The organism is Streptomyces sp. NPDC087422, assembly GCF_044744145.1.
Taxonomy (GTDB): domain Bacteria; phylum Actinomycetota; class Actinomycetes; order Streptomycetales; family Streptomycetaceae; genus Actinacidiphila.
In genome coordinates this window covers 208,820-226,433 of record NZ_JBIUXT010000003.1, presented here as the reverse complement: position 1 = coordinate 226,433, position 17,614 = coordinate 208,820, and the positions used below count along the sequence as shown (strand labels likewise).

Sequence of the window (17,614 nt, the reverse complement as noted above, 5' to 3'; positions counted from 1 at the left end):
GCCCGGCCGGCGCGGCCGAACGTGCCGCAACACACACGAGGAGCCGCGAAGAGATGGCCGCGCGATGTCATCGCGGCGAACGTGCGGTGTACGGGAGATGTACGGCTGGGGTCAGACCGTTCTCCGGCTCGCCGACGGTCGCGCGAGAACCGCGACGAGCACGGCGAGATCGGCGGCTCCCGCCGCGTCGTCCGCGTAACGCGCGATCGTGAGCGGACCCACCTCGCGCAGGACGACGCCTTCGCGGGCGAGCACATACGTCAACGCCAGCAGCGCGGAACGGGCGTTGCCGTCGGCGAAGGGGTGGAAGAAGGCCACGTCCAGATACGTCCGGGCGGCGCGCGCGGCCAACGGCACGGCGGCGTCCGCGCTTTGGGCCAGGCACTCCGCGAAGTCCGCCGGGGTGCGCGAGTTCAGCCCGTACCGTTCCCGGCCGCCCTTCGCGTACGCGTCCCCGGTCCTGAACGCCGCCTCGTCCGCACCGAGCACGGTCCGCTGCCACCCGGCCAACAGGCCGAACGTCAGGGGCACTTCGCGTACGGCGTCGGCGCGGGCCGCCTCGTACGCGGCCAGCAGGCGGCGGGCGCGGACGGGGTCGCGGCGCCGGACGGGACCCACGCACCAGGCGGCGAAGCCGTCGACGGCCGGGGTGGTCCGGCCTGCCGTCACGTCGTCGGCGCCGGTGGCCGTCCAGTCGACCCGCCGCCGTACGCGGCACCAGGCCGCCAGCGCGTCGGGGCCGGTCCCGTACGCGCTCGCGGGAACGGCCGAGTCCCCGGGCGGCTGCGGCGCGGTGGACGTCATCCGCCGTCGTGCCGCTCTTCGAGGTGGCTGTACTCGCGGTGGTCGCGGTAGGGGAGGCTGCCGGTCAGGGCGACGGCCAGATCCTCGCCGACCGAATCGACGAGCGTGGACGGCGGGGCGACCCAGCTCGTGAAGCGTCCGCCGATGGCGCTGTCGACCACGGCCGTGGCCTCGGCGTCACCCATTCCGCAGGAGGTGAGGTACCACCCCAGCACCAGTCGGCACGTTCCGTACCAGCCGCTCTCCGCCTGCGTACGGTCCACGACGCGCGTGACCAGCCGGACCGCCGCGCGTTCCAGGTGCCAACTGCGCTGCTCGGGGGAGGCGTCCGGTGCCGGGGCCAACTCCCGGAAGCGCTCAGCCAGTTCTTCCAGCCAATCCCGCCACTCGGCCAGCGCGGCGACGGCCTTGGCCGCGGTCGCGTCCGGTGTCGTCACCGAGTGCGCCCCGCAGCACCAACTGCCGACCACACCGCCGTCGTTGTCGCCCTCGCCGACGCTCCAGTTCCACTCCCGCGCCCAGGAGCCGTACCGCTCGACGAAGAGCGCGGTGATCCGCGGCACGCAGCGGCGCTCCCGCGCCCACTTGCCCGCCATGCCGGACCGCACCTGCGGCACCAACTCCCTGACCAGCGCCTCGACTCGCGCCTTCTCGGCGTCGTCCCAGGCGAACGGGTGGCGCTCCGGGTCGAGTTCTGGCCAGGTGGGGACGCGGTACGGGGGCGGTGGCGCGGGCTGCTCGGCGGGCGTGGCGGGTTGCTCGGCCGGTGCGGCGGGCTGCTCGGCGGGCGTGGCGGGTTGCTCGGCCGGTGCGGCGGGCTGCTCGGCGGGCGTGGCGGGTTGCTCGGCTGACGTGGCGGGCTCCGGGGGTGCGGGTGCGGGCGGGGATGCGGACAGCCGTCCAGTGTCGCGGCCCGCGCCCGTGTCCGCCTCCGGTTTTCCGGCCGCCGGGGGCCTACTGACCGGCGGTGGCGGCGAAGCGCCGGGCGAGGGTCGCGAAGGCGTCCTTGAGCGCGGGCGGGCCGATGACCTCGACGGCGGTGTCGAACTGGGCGAGGGCGGCGGCCAGCGCGGGCCAGGACCAGGAGCCGAGGGTGAGGCGGCAGCGGTCGGCGGTGAGGGGTTCGACGAGGCCGTCGCGGGCGTAGGGGGCCACGGCGGAGGCGGGCAGGTCGAGCACGACGACACCGCGGCAGGGCCAGTCGGCCGCGCCCCGCGCGGGGGCCTCGGCGCCGCGGAAACGGGCGGTGACGAAGGCGGCCACGTCGCCGCCGGGCAGGTCGCGGGGGGTGAAGCGGGGTCCCGTGGGGGTGCGGGGGCGAATCCGGTCGGCCCGGAAGGTGCGCCAGTCGGCGCGGTCGAGGTCCCAGGCCAGGAGGTACCAGCGCCCGCCGCGCGCGACGAGGTGGTGGGGCTCGACGCGGCGGGGAGCGGCGGGGGAATCGGGCTCGACGCGGCGGGGCTCCGCGACGGAATCGGGCTCCTGCGCGGCGGGAGCCGCAGGGGCTCCGGCCTCGGGCTCCGGCGGGCCCGCGTAGTCGAAGCGCAGCACCTCGCGGGCGTGGACGGCGGCGCCCAGCGCGGTCAGGACGTCGCTGTCGGCGGTCGCGGCGCCGGGCGGCGGGACGGCCGTCACCTCCAGGGCGTCGATCCGGTGCCGCAGCCGCGCCGGCATCACCTGCCGTACGGTCGTCAGCGCGCGGGCGGCTGCCTCCTCGATGCCCGCGCCCGCCCCCGTGGCCATCCGCAGGGCGATGGCCAGGGCCACGGCCTGGTCGTCGTCGAAGAGCAGCGGCGGCAGCCGCGCCCCGGCGTCGAGCCGGTAGCCGCCGTCGGGGCCCTTGGAGGCCGCGATGGGATAGCCCAGCTCGCGCAGCCGGTCCACGTCCCGGCGGACCGTACGGGCGCTGACGTCCAGGCGTTCCGCCAGCTCGCCGCCCGGCCAGTCCCTGCGGGTCTGGAGCAGGGACAGGAGGGAGAGCAGCCGGGCCGACGTTTTCTGCATACGTCCGATTCTCTCCCGAGTACAGGACAGAAACTGTCCTGTACGGGTGCGAGGGTGGGTCGCAGACCGGGAAACACGCAGGTCACGAAGGTTCGAACCCGACAGCGCAAGGAGCCACCCATGTCCGTCACGACCGCCACCCACCTGAATTTCCGGGGCGAGGCCCGCGCGGCGCTCGACTTCTACGCGTCCGTCTTCGGCGGGCGCCTCACCGCCGTCACGTACAAGGACGCCGGCGCCGTACAGGCCGAGAGCGAGGCCGACTGGATCATGTGGGGCGAGGTCGTGTCCGACGACGGCTTCCACGTCATGGCGTACGACGTCCCGTCGCACCTGCCCTGGGACCAGGGCCGTAACGCCTTCTTCGTCTCGGTGCGCGGCGACAGCGCCGAGGAGATCACCGCGCTCTGGGAGAAGCTGGCGGACGGCTCGACGGTCGCGCAGCCGCTCGCGCCCGCGCAGTGGGCACCGCTGTACGGCATGCTCACCGACCGCTTCGGGGTCGTGTGGGTCCTGGACGTCACTGCCCCGTACGGCGGCTGACGCCGCGTCATGCCGCACGTGACGCCGTACGTGACGCCGCCGCTCGACAGCCGCGCCCTGAACCGGGCGACCCTGGCCCGCCAACTCCTGCTGGAGCGCTCGGACCTGCCGGTCCTGGACGCCGTCGCGCACCTCGGCGGCGTCCAGGCGCAGGAACCGCAGGAGCCGTTCACCGGGCTCTGGTCACGGCTGCGCGGCTTCCAACCCGCCGCGCTGGACTGCCTGTTGACCGGGCGCGAGGTGGTGCGCACCCATCTGATGCGCCGTACCGTCCATCTCGTCACCGCCGAGGACGCGCTCGCCTGGCGGGCCCGCCACGATCCGATGCTGCGGCAGCGCGTCCTGGGCACGTACCGCGACGAGTTGGCCGGGATCGACCTGGCCGCGCTGGCGGCGGCGGCCCGCGCCGTCGTGGCCGACGGCGAGGCCCGCACGATGGCCGAGATCGTCGCGGCGCTCGCGGACCGCTGGCCGGGCCCGCCCCGGCGCGTCCTCGGCGAACTCGTCGTCGCCGCCCTGCTCCCCATGGCGCAGCGGCCCCCGCGCGGCCTGTGGCGTACGAAGGCGGGCGTCCGCAACGTCCTGCTCTCGTCGTGGCTGGGCCGCGACATCGACCCGCCGCCCGCCGACGACGCGGCGGAGGACCTCGTCGGACAGGCGCTCGTACGCCGCTACCTCGCCGCGTACGGCCCCGCCGCCACCGCCGACCTGCGCGCCTGGTCCGGCCTCGCGGGGCTCCCCGCCGCGGTCGCCGCCGTACGCCCCGAACTCGTCGCCTTCCGCGACACCCAGGGCCGTGAACTGCTCGACCTCCCCGACGCCCCGCGCCCCGACCCCGGCACCCCCGCGCCCGTACGCTTCCTGCCCGCCTTCGACAACGCCCTTCTCGGCTACGCCGACCGGACCAGGATCGTGGACGACGCCCACCGCGGCCTGTCCGTCGCCGGTCAGCGCGTCGTCCTGGTCGACGGCCGCGTCGCCGCCACGTGGACGGCGGAGGCGCGGGGCGTCGCCGTCACCCCGCTCCGGCCGCTGCGGCGGGCGGAGCGCGACGCGGTCATGGACGAGGGCCGGGCCCTGGCGGCCTTCCTCACGGACGGGGAGAGCGACCTGGTCCGCACCGCGTAGGCGCGGCTTGAACGCGCCCTTTGTCTAAGGCTGTTGGGGTCCGTACGACTCCTCGCGCGTCGGCCACGCGTCGGCGCGCGCGAGGTCGAGGACGAGGGCGGCGATGTTCCAGGCGTCGTCCTCGCCCCGGTGGTGCCGCCCTTCGAGCGGCAGCCCGGCCACGCGCAGCGCCTCCGCCATCCCCGGCCGCTTGCGCAGCCCGTACCCTTGCGTGAACACCGCCTTCGCGTTCACATGCGACCTGCCGAAGGGGTACGTGACCTGCGTCGCCCGGCACTGCCGCGTGAACTGGTGCCGGTCGTAGTCCCCCCAACTCGCCCACACCCGCGCCCCCGCCAGGTGCTCCCGCGCCAACTCCCCGCAGGCGTCGGCGAACGACACCCCGCGGTCCACCTCCGCCTGCGTCAGCCCCGTCAACTCCGTGCAGAACGCGCTCACCCGCGACCGCACCGGCCGCACCACCCACCGGTGCCGCCCCACCCGCTCCCCGGCCGCCAGGTCCACCACGGTCAGCCCGATCTCGATGATCTCGCTCACCGCCCCCGGCGGCGGCTGTCCGTCCCAGCACGTCGCCTCGACATCCACGACATTCAGCAACTCCCCGCCCCAATTCATCCGTCGAGCATAGGAAGCCAGCCGCCGGACGCCGAACCATTTCCCGACCAGCCTTCGGCCGGGAGGTACGGGGACGCGTCGGCGTCTTCTACCGCGTCCGCGTCACCGGCGGCCGCCTCCGCCCCCAACAGGCCACGTGCCCCCGGTCCTGACCGGGGGCCTGATCCAGGACTGACCCCAAGGCGGACGTTCCCGGGAGGGTGCTTCGGGCGGCGGATCCGGGGGGGTTGGCCGGGCGTCTGGCGTAGGGGCCTGGCAACTGGGATGTCAGCAGGAGCCGTTGTCGGTCCAGACGGCCCAGGAGGAGGGGTCGGTGGGGACGGCGTTGGTGGAGTAGTAAGTCGCCGTGAATTTGTGGCCGTTGTAGGAGACGGCGTTGCCGGGGACGTAGGAGGCGGACGGGCTCCAGGGGGCGGGGCAGGCGGGGGTGCCGCTGCCGCCGCCGGTGGTGGTGGCGGACAGGGGGGCCGAGGCGGGGCTGACGGTGCCGGAGGCGGTGGCGGCAGCGACCGTGTAGGTGTAGGCGGTGCCCGCGGTGAGGCCGGTGTCGGTGAAGGACGTGCCGCCGGTGGTGCCGACCTGGGCGCCGCCGCGGTAGACGGTGTACGAGGCCGCGCCGGAGACGCCGGTCCAGGACAGGGCGACCGAGGTGTCGGTGGTGGCCGTCGCGTGCAGGCCGGTGGGCGCGGCGAGCGGCGGGGGAGTGCCGTTCGAGGAGACGAACTGCCAGGTGATGCCGGTGACGACACCCGTCCCGAGCGGCGCGAACTCCGCGAACGCGGGCTGGCTCAGGTCGATGTGCGTCGCGTCGCACGTCGGGCACTTGTCGGCCACCGGCACCGTGAGCGTCTTGCCGTTATACGTGACCTGGACCGAAATCCCGCCGCACAGAGGGTCGTTGTTGGGGTTGGCCGAGGTCCACCACTGGTACGACACCGCGACCAGATACTGCGTGGACGCGTCGATCCGCGTCCCGCACGCGCCGTACCCGACGTCGTTGTAGTACGTCATCGACCCGCTCATCGGCTGCCCGACCGGCACGGCGGCCACGGCCGGTCCGCCGGCGAGCAGCACGAGCGCCGAGGCACCCGCCAGGGCGCCGAGCCAGGGCGTGACGCGGCGCGTGCCCCGTCGGCCGATCCGTCGCCTGACGCTTCGCCTGATACCTCGCCTGACACCTCGCGGAGCGCGCAATGTACCTCTCCTCTACGTCTGTTCAGAGTGGGGGGAGCCTGAGCAAGGCGTTGAGCACGGGGCGTACGGGGCGTACGGGGCGTACGGGGCGTACGGGGCTGACAGTACGCGAACAAGCCGCCGTACGGTGGCGAGGCGGCGGCACACCGAACGGTTCAGGACGTCGTTGTCATGCCCTCCCACCGGGCACGGGTCACGCGCCCCCGCCCGGCTCCCGAGCCCCCGGCGCGCCCGCCGCGAGCAACCCGTCCACGAACGTCCGCAGCCCGTCGCGATACGTGTCCCGTAGGGCCAGTTCGTGCCACCGGCCGCTGACGGCCGCCAGGTGCGGCACCTTCTCCGCGTCGAACGTCTCGCGGAACACGGGCGGTTCGCCGCCGCTCGGCCACCGTACGGAGTGCGCGCGCACCAGGATCTCGCCGACCGTGTAGTACCAGATGCTGCGGAAGACGTGCACGGACTGCTCCTGCGTACAGCCGTGTTCGTCCGCCCCGGACACGATGCCCTCAACCATCCACAGCGCCGATTCGTCGAGCAGCCCGACGAAACCGTCCGTGGTCAGCACCTCCGCCGCCCACGGCCACGCGGCGAGCGCGTCGTGCAGCGCGGTGGCGGACGCGATGACGCGGTCGCGCGGATCGGCGGGGAGTTCGGGGCGTTCGAGCTGGCTGATGTGGTGTTCGAGCAACTGGACGAGCAGGTCTTCCTTGTCCCGGATGTGGTGGTAGAGCGTCGTCGCCCCGATGCCCAGCTCGGCGGCCAGCCGCCGGATCGTCAGCTTCTCCCAGCCGTCGCGGTCGATGAGCCGACGGGTCGCCGTGAGGATCTCCGCGCGGGAGGTCACGGGCGGGCGGCCGGTGCGGCCGTTCGGCGCGGGGGCGGCGCTTGCGCGCTTGGACGGCTTGGACGCCTTGGACGGCGCGGGCTGCTCGGACGGCTGGGGCGACGCGGGCTGTGTGGGCGGTCGGGGCATGGGCCCATCATGCCGCGCCGCCGCGCGCGGGCCGTACGACGTACGCCGTGACCTGCGCGAGGGTCCGTCCGTACCCCTGAAGCCCGCACCGGCCGCGTACGGCCGCCGTGCCCGCCCCGGCCGCCCGGCGTACCCCCGTCCGCCTCCGTCCACCCCCCGTCCGTCCCCGTCCGCCCCCTCCCGATTCCCATCCGGTACATCCGGTGCTACTTTCGGAACACGTTCCTAAAGTCGGGACGGCAGAGAGCGGCGGCGCGCGCCGGCGCCGAGAACGGGGAGTCCGCGATGCGGAAGAGGCTGAGGAAGAGTCCGAGCAGCAGCCCGATCGAACCGGGGGGTCCGGGCCGGGTTCCGGGCCGGGGTCCGGGCGGAGGTCCGGGCCGGGGCACCGGCATCCCGGTGCCCCCGACAGCCCCGCCGAGCGGGGCCCCGGCGGCCGTCCGCCCGGGGCTGACCCTCGCGGTCGTCGCCGTCGTCCAGTTCATGGTGTCGCTCGACGTGTCCGTCGTGAACGTCGGACTGCCTCAGATCGCGTCCGGCCTCGGCTTCGGCCCGGTCGGCCTGACCTGGGTGATCCACGCGTACGCCCTCACGTACGGCGGCCTGCTCCTGCTCGGCGGCAAGGCGGCCGACCGCTATGGCCGCAAGCGGGTGCTGCTGCTCGGGCTCGCCCTGTTCGGCCTGGCCTCCCTCGGCGGCGGCCTCGCCCAGAACCCCGCCCAACTCGTCGCCGCCCGCACGGTCCAGGGCATCGGCGCCGCAGCCCTCGCCCCCGCCGCGCTGGCGCTGCTGACCGGGACGTTCCCCGAAGGCCGGGCGCGCGTCAGGGCGTTCGGCATCTGGAGCGCGGTCAACGCGGCGGGCGGCGCCTTCGGCGTCGTGATCGGCGGTGTCCTCACGCAGTACGCGAGCTGGCGCTGGGTCATGCTGGTCAACGTGCCAATGGCGGCGTGCGCGCTGGCACTTGCCTGGCGCGGGGTCACCGCGACCGCGCCGAACGCGCGCGCAGGCCGCCCCGACGTGCTCGGCGCCGTACTCGCCACCGCGGGCATGACGCTCCTGGTCTTCGGCGTCGTCCGCACCGACCGGCACGGCTGGACCTCGGGCGCCACCCTCTCGACGCTCGCCGTCGCCGTCGTCCTGCTGGCCGCCTTCCTCTCCGTCGAGCGGACCACGGCCCGCGAACCCCTCATCCGGCTCGGCCTGTTCGCCAACCGCTCGGTCTCCGGCGCGAACGCGTTCAACCTCCTGGTCGGCGCCGCCATGACGCCGTCCTTCTACTTCGTCTCCCTCTACCTCCAGGACATCCTCGGCAAGGGGCCCGCGCTGACCGGCGCGATGTTCCTGCCCTTCACCTTCGGCCTGATCGGCGGCTCCGTGCTCGCCATCAAGTTGGGCTACCGCTTCCCGCCGCGCACCCTGCTCGTCACCGGCGGCATCCTGACGGCCGTCGGGCTCGGCTGGTTCGGCATGATCAGCGCCGACGGGTCCTTCGCCGCCGACATCCTCGGCCCCTCGATCGTCGCCAGCGTCGGCTTCGGCCTCTGCCTCGGCCCGGTCGTCTCCACCGCCACGGCGGCCGTCGCGCCCCACGAGACCGGCACCGCCTCCGGCCTGCTCAACAGCTCCCGCCAGATCGGCGCCTCCCTCGGCCTCGCCGCCCTGGGCACCGCCGCGCAGCACCGCACGGGCGGGCGCGCGACGCTCGGTGCGCTCTCCGACGGTTACGGGTTCGGCCTGACGCTGGGCGCGGCGCTGCTGGTCGCGGCCGTGGCCGTCGCCCTGACGGTGCTGCGGCGGACCGCGGTGCCGGGGCGTGAAACCCCGTCCGTGGAGCGGGACTTGGTGCCGACAGGGGACTGACGGGGGACTGAGGGGGCGGTACGGCCGGACGGGGGCGGGCTCTTTCCCGCCACCGTACGGTCAACTACCGGCCGAAGACGGCGCTTTCGGGTCGGGTCAGGTTGTCATGGGCATGACCTCATGCGTAATGCGAGCCCCATGCACCACCCGGCCCTCCGAGAGGATCGCATCAGCGTGAGAAGTCCGAGAAGCCTCGTGAGCAGTCTGAAGCCGAAATCGACGGCGACCGTTTTCGTGACCGCGGCGGCGCTGGCCCTGGGCTGCGGCCTGGGCACGGCCGCGGCGGCCCCTTCGTCCCCCGCGCCGTCCCTCGCGCCGTCCCCCGTGGCCGCCGCCGCCCCCGCGTGCGGCTCGGCGACGCTCTCCGGCCGTACCGTCAGCGGGGCGCTGCCCGCGGCCGAGGTCCACCGCCAGCTCGACTCACTGACGCGGCAGCACCGTTCGCAGTACGGGACGCCGTCCGGGATCGCGGCCAAGGGCCCGCTCGGTACGGCCTCCCCGGCCACGGGCACCGTCGTACGGCCGCTGCTCGACATCCACCCGGCGCAGGGCACGGCGTTCAAGTCGCTGTCCGGCTCGGACGGTTCGTGCGCCACCCAGTCCGTCTCGACCCAGCTCACGGTGCACGACAGCGGCACCACCATCTACACCCCGACGATGTACCCGGCGGGCGGCTCCTGCGTCGAACTCGTCACCGTCTACACGCGGACCGTCCGCTCGGTCTCCGCCTGGGACTGGTGCCGCAGCGTCAACTTCGCCGCCTCCGTCACCATCAACAGCTCCTTCCTCACCACCTACACCGGCGGCACCGGCTCCTACACCGGCCGCGTCGTCAAGACCTCCGCCGCCTCCAACACCTGGTCCGCGGACCTCTACAACTACTCGACCGGCAAGTGGGACACCCTCTTCGCCCAGTCCGGCACCAACCAGTCCGGCCGCACCGACGGCTGGGACATCGAAGAGCTCTACTCCACAGTCGGCACCTCCGGACAGGCGTCCTCCTGCGCCGACATGGCCAACCTCACCTTCGAGTCCGCCAACATCGCCGTCCGCACCAACGGCACGTGGTCCCCCGCCTCCACCGCCAACGCCGACACCCACTACGACTCCCCCGCCGGCTCCTTCTACTGCCCCACCCGCACCTTCCAGATGCTCACCCCTTACACCCACTGGAAAGCCACCGGCTGACCTCCCGTCCCCGGGTGGCTCTGGCCCGAAGGGCCCTGGCCTGCCGCGCCGGGCGGGCGGGCCGCCCAGGGGTCGGGCGGGGCCCGGCTAGGGTGGGGTGATGGCGGCGATTCGGCAGATCCAGGTGACCTTCGACTGCGCGGAGCCCGAGCGGGTCGCGCGGTTCTGGTGCGAGGTGTTGGGGTACGTGGTGCCGGCGCCGCCGGAGGGATTCGGGACGTGGGGGGAGTACGACGCCGCGCAGCCTCCGGAGGAGCGGGGGTCGTGGTTCGCGTGCGTGGACCCCTCGGGGGCAGGGCCCCGGCTGTACTTCCAGCGCGTCCCCGAGGGGAAGGCCGTCAAGAACCGGGTGCACCTCGACGTACGGGTGGGCACCGGCCTGGCGGGGGAGGAGCGGCTGGCCGCCCTGGAGGCCGAATGCGCGCGGCTGATCCCGCTCGGCGCGGTGCGCGTACGGCTGCTGTACGACGGCGGCAGCGACTCGTGCATCGTGATGCAGGACATCGAGGGCAACGAGTTCTGCCTCGACTGACCCGCTTGCGGGGACCCGCGCCGACGACCTCGGCCCGGAGATCGACGACCCGGAGCGCAGGGACGCGGTGCTCGTCCGGCTCGATGATCGAGGACGAGAGGCACCCTCGGAGGGTGGCAGGACCCGGGCGCGGGGCGGACGGTCCGGGTCTTGATCCGGCGGGATGCCGGTCAGTGGGGGTACGTGCGGGGCGGGCGTTGACGGGGGAGGGTGTCGCGGAACTGCTCGATGGCGGAGCTGATCTGGCGGGTGAGGTGGGTGTCCTCGATGCGGTCGAGGTAGAGGTTGCGGCGGGCGAGGCCGACGGCGTCGACGCAGAAGTAGAGGGACATGAGGGGGTTGATGAAGAGTTCGCTGCGCTTGGTGCGGGCGGTGAACTGGACGTCGCCGAAGTCGCCGCGGGTGGCGGCGGCGATGGAGCCGTGGACGATGCTCGGGTACTCGGGCGTGGACGCCTGGGCGTGGGCGACGGCGTCGAGGTAGAGGGCGCCCTCGCGGCTGGCGGGGGAGAGGGAGAAGGCCCCGAGGTAGGCGCCGTCGCGCTCCAGAGCGGCCAGATTCTCCAGTACGAGGGCGTGGTTGACCCCGTGGTACGCGTCCACGCCGAAGCCGAGGCAGGCGACGAGCCGTTGGGGGACCTCGTCCAGCGCGCGAACGGCGGCGAGGCTGGCCATGTCCTCCTCGGGGGTGCCGAGTCCGCTCTCGTCGCCGCGCATGAGGATGTCGGTGCCGCCGTCGACGAGGACGATCGCGTCGACGCCGCCGAGGTGGGCGATCAGCGCGCGGTACGCGGCTCGCAGCGGCTGGACTCCCGTCCGGTCGAAGGCGTGGACGGTGGACGGGAGGCCCTGCCCCTCCAGCCAGCGCGCCAGCGTCCGCTCGGGGAAGTAGTCACCCCTGGCCACGGTGTCGGGCCTGATGACGGCCACGTTGTGGTCCAGCCACACGCCCAGGTCCAGGCCGTGCAGATCGGCGAACGACAGATTCGCCAGGTGCACTTCCTTGCCCTCGGCGCGCAGCGCGGGCGCCAGCGGCAGTCCGGCGTAGACGTCGAAGCCGCCGCCCGCGCCGGCGACGAGCACGCGCCGCGCGTCGCGCAGCCGCGTGAACAGGGCGGGCTCATGAAGGGAGTACACCCAGGGACGGTAACAGGAGGGCGGCACACGGCCGTTGAGGACATCCGCAGGTCATGACCCGACACCGCGCCCCGCACCGCGCGACAGGCCGAATCCCCGACGCGTCAGGTCAGTTGCCGCTGGCGCAGCATCGCGTGGTGCGACAGCGACGGCCCTCCCCGAGGGCGCTCCCCGCACTACGCTCGTCGCCTGACCGAGAGGCACTGGGGCGGGGGTCACGGGCGTGAAGCGCATCGTCGGGGTGCACGGGATCGGGCAGTCCAGGACGTCCAAGGAGCAGCTGACGCGCGACTGGTCGGGGGCGCTCGACCGTGGCCTCGGCGCGGCGGGCGCGCCCACGTTGTCGCCCGGCACTCTCGAACTGCCGCACTGGACACGGCTCCTGGCCCGTCCGGGCAAGCACCTCGGCCCGGACGACGATCCCTTCGACAGCGAAGTCCCCCTGGGCGACGGCGAGGCCGACTTCGTCACCCGGGCGCTGGAGGACGTCGTTCCCCGCGAAGACCTCGACCGGATCGGGGAGTCGGAGTCGCAGACGCTCGGGCCGCCGCAGCTCTGGCCCGCGCGCCTCACCCGCCTGGTGATGGCGTACGACCTGCGCTTCCCCCGAGGCGGCGGCAGGCTCTTCGTGAGCGCGATGCGCGAGGTGCGCTTCTACCTGTACGAGCCCGGTCTCGCGGCCCGGGTCCGGGCCCTGGTCGCGGAAGCGTTCGACGCGGACACCGCCGTGGTCGTGGGGCATTCGCTGGGCAGCGTGATCGCCTACGACCTGCTGCGCCGGGAGGAGATCGCACCCGACCGCGCGTCCGGGGTGCGTACGCTCCTGACGTGCGGCTCCCCCTTGGCCGTTCCCTCGGTACGGCGCGGACTGGGCATCGCCGACGGTGAGCCCATGGGGCTGCCCGCCGGTACGGGGTGGGTCAATGTCTTCGACCCGGGGGACGTGGTCACCGGCGGCGGCGGACTCGGTGGTCTGGGGCCCTGGATCACCGACGAAAGGGTGAACAACGGCATCGGAGACCCGCACAGCGCCGCCCGCTACCTCCAATCCGGCCCCGTGGCACGCGTGATCGCGGACGGCTGCCGGTGAACCGGGGCGCGGCTCCGCGAACGGCCCGGCGATCGCTGATCGAGATCGCCGAATCGGAGCGGGACGACGACCCCGAATTCCGTGAAGGGATCGCCGCCCAAGTCGCCGTCGTACGGGAGTGGTGGGCCGAGAGACCGCCGAGCGAGAGCCGCTTCGAACGGCGCGGCCCGAAACGGCTCGACACGGTTTACGACCTGCGCGAATTCCTGGACGACGCGCGGCCGGAGGAGGCCGCCCACGATCACGCGCTCGTGGTCTACGTCACCGGCCACGGGGTCACCCGACCGTCGCACGACCACTTCCTCCTGCTGCGCGACTCCGACGAGAGACGTCTCCCGGCGACCGCGTTCCAGACCGGCGACCTGATCGCGCGCGTCCTGGACTCCGACTCCGACCACATCCTGGTGATGGTCGACTCCTGCTACTCCGGTGTCCTCCGCAAAGACCTGCAACGCCGGCTCGAAGCCTTGAACAGCGCACGGCGGAACCTGAACTCCCTCGTGGTCATCTCGTCCGCCAACGAGACGGGGACCCCGCGTCCGCAGCAGTTCACGCGCCTCCTGCAAGCCGTCTCCTCGTACTTCAAGGAAAAAGAGGCGGGGTTCGCGAACGCGCACCTGAGCTTCGCGGAGTTCTTCGAAGCGATGCGCGTTCTGCGCAAGCGGGATGTCTCGCTCGATGTGCAGTTCCTCTGGCCCAACTACGCGCTGATCAGCAGCGACGACCATCAGGACCTCAGCCCCTGCCTCCCGAACCCCGGTTACGCGCCCGAACGCGTCGTCGTCGGCCCCGCGCGCGGCGCCGTCGCCTGGAGCGCCGCCGACCTCGACGCGTACTGGCTCTCCCGCGCCTCCGGCCGGCCGTCGGACGGCGGCCCCGGCTGGCACTTCACGGGCAGAAGCGGGCTCGTACGGCGCTTGAACCGGTTCCTGACGGGAGACGCGAGCACGCTCGTCGTCACCGGAGAGGCCGGATCGGGGAAGTCCGCGCTGCTCGCCCGGGCCGTGACGCTCAGCGACCCGGGGTTCCGGGCGGACCCGGCGTACGCGCCCCTCATCGAGGACATTCCGCCCGGTCTCCTGGTGCCCGTGGGGGCGGTCGACGCGGCGGTGCTCGCGCGGAACGCGGACGCCGACGAGTTGGCGGCGGCGCTCTACGCGGCGCTCACCGGCACGGTGCCGACCGGGGGTCCGGGGGGCGGCGTCCTGGACGACCTGCTGGATCACGTACTGGCCACCGCCCGTCGGGAGGGCCGTCCGCTGACGATCGTCATCGACGGCATCGACGAGGCCAAGCACCCCGCGAGGATCGTCACCGACCTCGTCCGCCGCCTGGCGCATCAGTGGACCGACGACGAACTGCCCGCGGTACGACTGCTCTTGGGCGTGCGCAGCGCGCGCCCCGACACGGGCGGCGACGGCCCCCGGCCGCCGGTGGACCGGTCGGCGGATCTGCTGAGTCTGCTCGTTCGGTCCACGGACGCCGGGGAACCGCTGCGGACGGACACCGACGCCGACACCGTCGAGGACATCGCGGCGTACGTGGGCGCGCTGTTGAAGGCCCGGTTCACCACAGGTCCCGGCCCCTCGGCGCCCCCGGCCCCCCGCGCTCCGGACCGCCGCGCTCCGGACCGCCGGGCTCCGGACCGCCGGGCTCCGGACCCCCGCGCCCTGGAACGGCTCGCCCTCGCGGTCGCGGAGGAAGTGACGCCCTCCTTCCTGGACGCGCGCCTCGCCGCCGAAGCCCTGCTCGCGGCGCCGGACCGGCTGCCCCGCCCCGACGACGCCGACTGGCGGCGCGGTCTGCGCCGGGGCACCCAGGAGCTGCTGCGACAGGATCTCAGGGCGGTCGAGCGCGCCACGGGCGTACCGGCCCGGTCCGCCGTGCACGTCCTGCGCGCGACCGCGTTCGCCCAAGGGGAGGGCCTTCCGTGGGGCGAGGTGTGGCCGTGCGCCGTACAGGCGTTGGCGCGAGGCGAGGTCGCGGCGCCCGAGGCGCTGGTCAGGCGGGTGCAGGAAGGTCCGCTCCAGGGATATCTGGCCAAGGGGGTGGAGGACGGCAAGTACGTCTACCGGCCGGTCCACGAGCGCATCAGCGAGGTGCTGCGCGGGGACCCGCGCCTGCTGCTCTCCGGGGAAGCGGAACCCGGCACGTCCGAGGAGGCGGAGGCGGGCGTCAGGGCGGCCCACCGCCAACTGGCCACCGCCTTCAGCGCGCTTCACGCGCGGAAGACCGGGCTGCCGTACCCGTACGTGTGCCGCCACCTGGTGCAACACGCGGCGGCCGGAGGCGTACTGAACGACCGGGTCGTCACCGACGGCTTTCTGCCGCACGAGACGAGCGGGAACGTACGGGGCGCTCTCGGGCTGCTCGCGGAGCACGCCCCGGACACCGAGCGGCTGTTCGCGTGGGCACGGATCGAGCCGTTCCTGGCCGACGCGCCTCCGCTCGCGCGCGCGGACAGCCTGCGCTTCTCCCTGCTGGAGGGCAGGGAACCGGCGGCGGTACGGGACAGCGGCGGGCCGGCCGCCGGCCGTCTCGTGCCAGTGTGGAACCACCTCGCGGTGCCGGGCAACGTCTTGGCGAGGCAGGACGCGGACCTCTGCTCCCTGGTGTCCTTCACCCTCCGGGACGGGACACCGCTGATCGCCGTGGGCGACGCCGACGGGGCCATACGGGTCTGGGACCCGGCCACGGTGACCCCGGTCGGTCCGCCGATCCCGGGACACGGCCGCTTCGCGCGGGCGCTGACCGTCGTGAGCGATGCCGAAGAGCCATCAGCCGAGCTGCAATTGGCGGTCGGCTGCGATGAAGGCGTCTGGATCTGCGACCCGTTGAGCGGCAGCACGCGACAACTTCCGGTCACCTCGGCCGTCCAGGCCATGGTGTCCTTCAGCGACGTGTACGGGTCGCCGCGACTGGCGATCGGTACGGCCAGGGGGCTCGTGCTGTGCGATCCGCTCACCGGAGGGCCGCGCGGCGGCGAATGGGCGTACGGGGACGACTCGTTGACCTCGGTGCTCGGGCTCGCGGCCTTGGCGCTCACCGATGGCACCACACTCCTGGCCGTTCAACGGGCGGGCCGCGTCGAGATCGTCCAGGCCGCCGCGCAGGGCTTCCCCACCCGCCCGGTGTGCACCGTGCGGGTGGATGACGACGAGATCGCCGCGCTGGCCCTGATCGGGGACCGGACGGGCGAGAGCCCCTTCCTGGCACTGGCCTCCCGGACGCGCGGGACGGTCGGCTTGTGGGACGCGCTGACCGGCGCCGGATTCGGGGACCGCACGGTCAGGCGCTCCGCGACCGTGCTCGCGCCGTACCTCCGCGCCGGCTCGGAGCCGCTGCTCGCGCTCGGCACCGACGACGGCGCCGTCCACCTGTGGAATCCCGAGACGGGGGAGGAGGCACGCCGGTTCCCCGCCGACCACACGGACGGGGTGACGGGCCTGGCCGTCGTGCCCGGTCGGGACGGCGTGCCGCTTCTGGTCTCCGCCTCCGGTGACCGGACCGTGCGCGTGTGGAACCCCGAGGCGTGGGCGCGGCACCCGGAGCGGTTCGCGCGGTCCGTCCGGCGCGCCGACGGGACACTTCTCGCGGTACTGCCCGGCCCCGGCGACGCTTCCGAGACCGTCGAGGTCGGCCCGGACCGGAACCTGACCGTGAGATCGGCGGCCACGGGGGCGGTCATCCGGTCGATCGACCTTCCCAGGACCGGACTTGACGGTCCGGTGACGGCCTTGGCCGTCCACGCGCCGCCCGGCGGTTCCCCGATGGTCTTCGCCGGACTGCCGGACGGTGCCATCGGCGTCTGGAGCGAGGGCAGTTGGCGCATGATGAACGCGTGGATCTTCGGGGACGACCACGCCACCGCCTTCGCCGCCTTCGCCGACAGCGGGCGGACCGTGCTGGCCGTGGGGACGCGCCATGGGTCGGTCGTGTACTGCGACCCGGCGAACGGACAGGTGCTGGGGTGGCTCCACATCGGCGAAGACACCGGTTCCGTCAACGCGTTGACGTACGTGCCGCTGCCGTCGGGCGGCGTCCTCGCCCTGGCCTCCGAGGACGGCGGCGTGCGCCTGTGCCGCCCGTTCAGCGAACCGCACGCCGAATGGCCGGGAGACATCGGCACCGTGGAGTGCCTGGCGGTCCTTCCGGCATACGGGGAAGGGGAGTTGCTGCTGGCGGCCGGTGGTTCCGACGGCTGCGTACGGCTGTGGACGGGTGATCCGGAGCGGGAACCGTTCACGCTGCCGACCCGGCACGACGGTCCCGTATCCGCCCTCCACGCCGTACGGTCGCCCGGCTCCCGCCGCCTGCTGGTGAGCACCGGCCGCACGGACACGACCGTGCGGCTCTGGGACCCGGCCGCCGGGGAAGAGGTCACGCGCCTGGTCACCGCGGCGGCCCTGACGTCCCTCGGCGTCGTGCCGTCCACCGACAGCCCGGCCCCTCGCGAGCCCGTGATCGTCTTCGGCGGCCCGGCCGGAATCGGCGCGGTGACGCCGAGCGCGGCGCGGCCCGAGGGGTAGTCGCAGCACGTGCCG

At 73.7% G+C, this 17,614-nt stretch carries 14 protein-coding genes; 7 read left to right on the top strand and 7 right to left on the bottom strand.

Going from position 1 to position 17,614, the window contains the following annotated elements:
• Positions 1 to 111 precede the first annotated feature (111 nt).
• The 3 genes from ACIO6U_RS10645 to ACIO6U_RS10635 all read right to left on the bottom strand — a co-directional run bounded on the left by ACIO6U_RS10645 (position 112) and on the right by ACIO6U_RS10635 (position 2,808).
• Complete coding sequence (locus ACIO6U_RS10645) at positions 112 to 804, bottom strand: Fic family protein (RefSeq protein ID WP_401717504.1); 693 nt, start codon at positions 802 to 804, stop codon at positions 112 to 114.
• Positions 801 to 1,421 carry a hypothetical protein gene (locus tag ACIO6U_RS10640; protein WP_401305709.1) on the bottom strand — a complete coding sequence of 207 codons (621 nt, stop codon included), beginning with the start codon at positions 1,419 to 1,421 and terminating at the stop codon, positions 801 to 803. Before ACIO6U_RS10640 ends, ACIO6U_RS10645 begins: the two co-directional genes overlap by 4 nt.
• Positions 1,422 to 1,758: 337 nt before the next feature.
• Positions 1,759 to 2,808: a helix-turn-helix transcriptional regulator gene (locus ACIO6U_RS10635; RefSeq protein ID WP_401305711.1), complete on the bottom strand. Its 1,050-nt coding sequence runs from the start codon at positions 2,806 to 2,808 to the stop codon at positions 1,759 to 1,761.
• 120 nt (positions 2,809 to 2,928) lie between these two features.
• Here ACIO6U_RS10635 and ACIO6U_RS10630 point away from each other — a divergent pair, with 120 nt between their 5' ends.
• Together ACIO6U_RS10630 and ACIO6U_RS10625 are read left to right on the top strand one after the other, a co-directional pair.
• Entirely contained in the window at positions 2,929 to 3,351 is a 423-nt protein-coding gene (locus ACIO6U_RS10630; RefSeq protein ID WP_355339918.1) for a VOC family protein, read from the top strand.
• 9 nt (positions 3,352 to 3,360) lie between these two features.
• Positions 3,361 to 4,479 (top strand): winged helix DNA-binding domain-containing protein, encoded by a 1,119-nt coding sequence (locus ACIO6U_RS10625; RefSeq protein ID WP_401717500.1) that lies wholly within the window; start codon positions 3,361 to 3,363, stop codon positions 4,477 to 4,479.
• Positions 4,480 to 4,503: 24 nt separating this feature from the next.
• Here ACIO6U_RS10625 and ACIO6U_RS10620 read toward each other — a convergent pair whose 3' ends face one another.
• The 3 genes from ACIO6U_RS10620 to ACIO6U_RS10610 all read right to left on the bottom strand — a co-directional run bounded on the left by ACIO6U_RS10620 (position 4,504) and on the right by ACIO6U_RS10610 (position 7,132).
• The gene (locus ACIO6U_RS10620; RefSeq protein ID WP_391158460.1) at positions 4,504 to 5,094 is read right to left on the bottom strand and encodes an exonuclease domain-containing protein; all 591 of its coding nucleotides are present in this window, start codon (positions 5,092 to 5,094) and stop codon (positions 4,504 to 4,506) included.
• A gap of 267 nt (positions 5,095 to 5,361) precedes the next feature.
• Positions 5,362 to 6,288 (bottom strand): cysteine/serine endopeptidase inhibitor, encoded by a 927-nt coding sequence (locus ACIO6U_RS10615; protein ID WP_401305717.1) that lies wholly within the window; start codon positions 6,286 to 6,288, stop codon positions 5,362 to 5,364.
• A 193-nt stretch (positions 6,289 to 6,481) separates the two neighbouring features.
• Complete coding sequence (locus ACIO6U_RS10610) at positions 6,482 to 7,132, bottom strand: TetR/AcrR family transcriptional regulator (RefSeq protein WP_401718485.1); 651 nt, start codon at positions 7,130 to 7,132, stop codon at positions 6,482 to 6,484.
• 528 nt (positions 7,133 to 7,660) lie between these two features.
• On the opposite strand from ACIO6U_RS10610, the gene ACIO6U_RS10605 reads away from it, so the two are divergent.
• The 3 genes from ACIO6U_RS10605 to ACIO6U_RS10595 all read left to right on the top strand — a co-directional run bounded on the left by ACIO6U_RS10605 (position 7,661) and on the right by ACIO6U_RS10595 (position 10,844).
• The gene (locus ACIO6U_RS10605; RefSeq protein ID WP_401717496.1) at positions 7,661 to 9,124 is read left to right on the top strand and encodes an MFS transporter; all 1,464 of its coding nucleotides are present in this window, start codon (positions 7,661 to 7,663) and stop codon (positions 9,122 to 9,124) included.
• Between the two features lie 195 nt (positions 9,125 to 9,319).
• The gene (locus ACIO6U_RS10600; RefSeq protein ID WP_401717493.1) at positions 9,320 to 10,312 is read left to right on the top strand and encodes a hypothetical protein; all 993 of its coding nucleotides are present in this window, start codon (positions 9,320 to 9,322) and stop codon (positions 10,310 to 10,312) included.
• 100 nt (positions 10,313 to 10,412) lie between these two features.
• Positions 10,413 to 10,844, top strand: a complete 432-nt coding sequence (locus ACIO6U_RS10595; protein WP_355339936.1) for a VOC family protein — start codon at positions 10,413 to 10,415, stop codon at positions 10,842 to 10,844.
• 170 nt (positions 10,845 to 11,014) lie between these two features.
• Here ACIO6U_RS10595 and ACIO6U_RS10590 read toward each other — a convergent pair whose 3' ends face one another.
• A complete protein-coding gene (locus ACIO6U_RS10590) occupies positions 11,015 to 11,980 on the bottom strand; it encodes a DUF1152 domain-containing protein (protein WP_401717490.1) in 966 nt (321 codons plus the stop codon).
• Between the two features lie 223 nt (positions 11,981 to 12,203).
• Here ACIO6U_RS10590 and ACIO6U_RS10585 point away from each other — a divergent pair, with 223 nt between their 5' ends.
• Positions 12,204 to 13,070, top strand: a complete 867-nt coding sequence (locus ACIO6U_RS10585; RefSeq protein ID WP_401717487.1) for an alpha/beta fold hydrolase — start codon at positions 12,204 to 12,206, stop codon at positions 13,068 to 13,070.
• Positions 13,067 to 17,599, top strand: coding sequence for an AAA family ATPase (locus tag ACIO6U_RS10580; protein ID WP_401717484.1), 4,533 nt, complete (start codon positions 13,067 to 13,069; stop codon positions 17,597 to 17,599). Before ACIO6U_RS10585 ends, ACIO6U_RS10580 begins: the two co-directional genes overlap by 4 nt.
• The last annotated feature ends 15 nt before the right edge of the window (positions 17,600 to 17,614 follow it).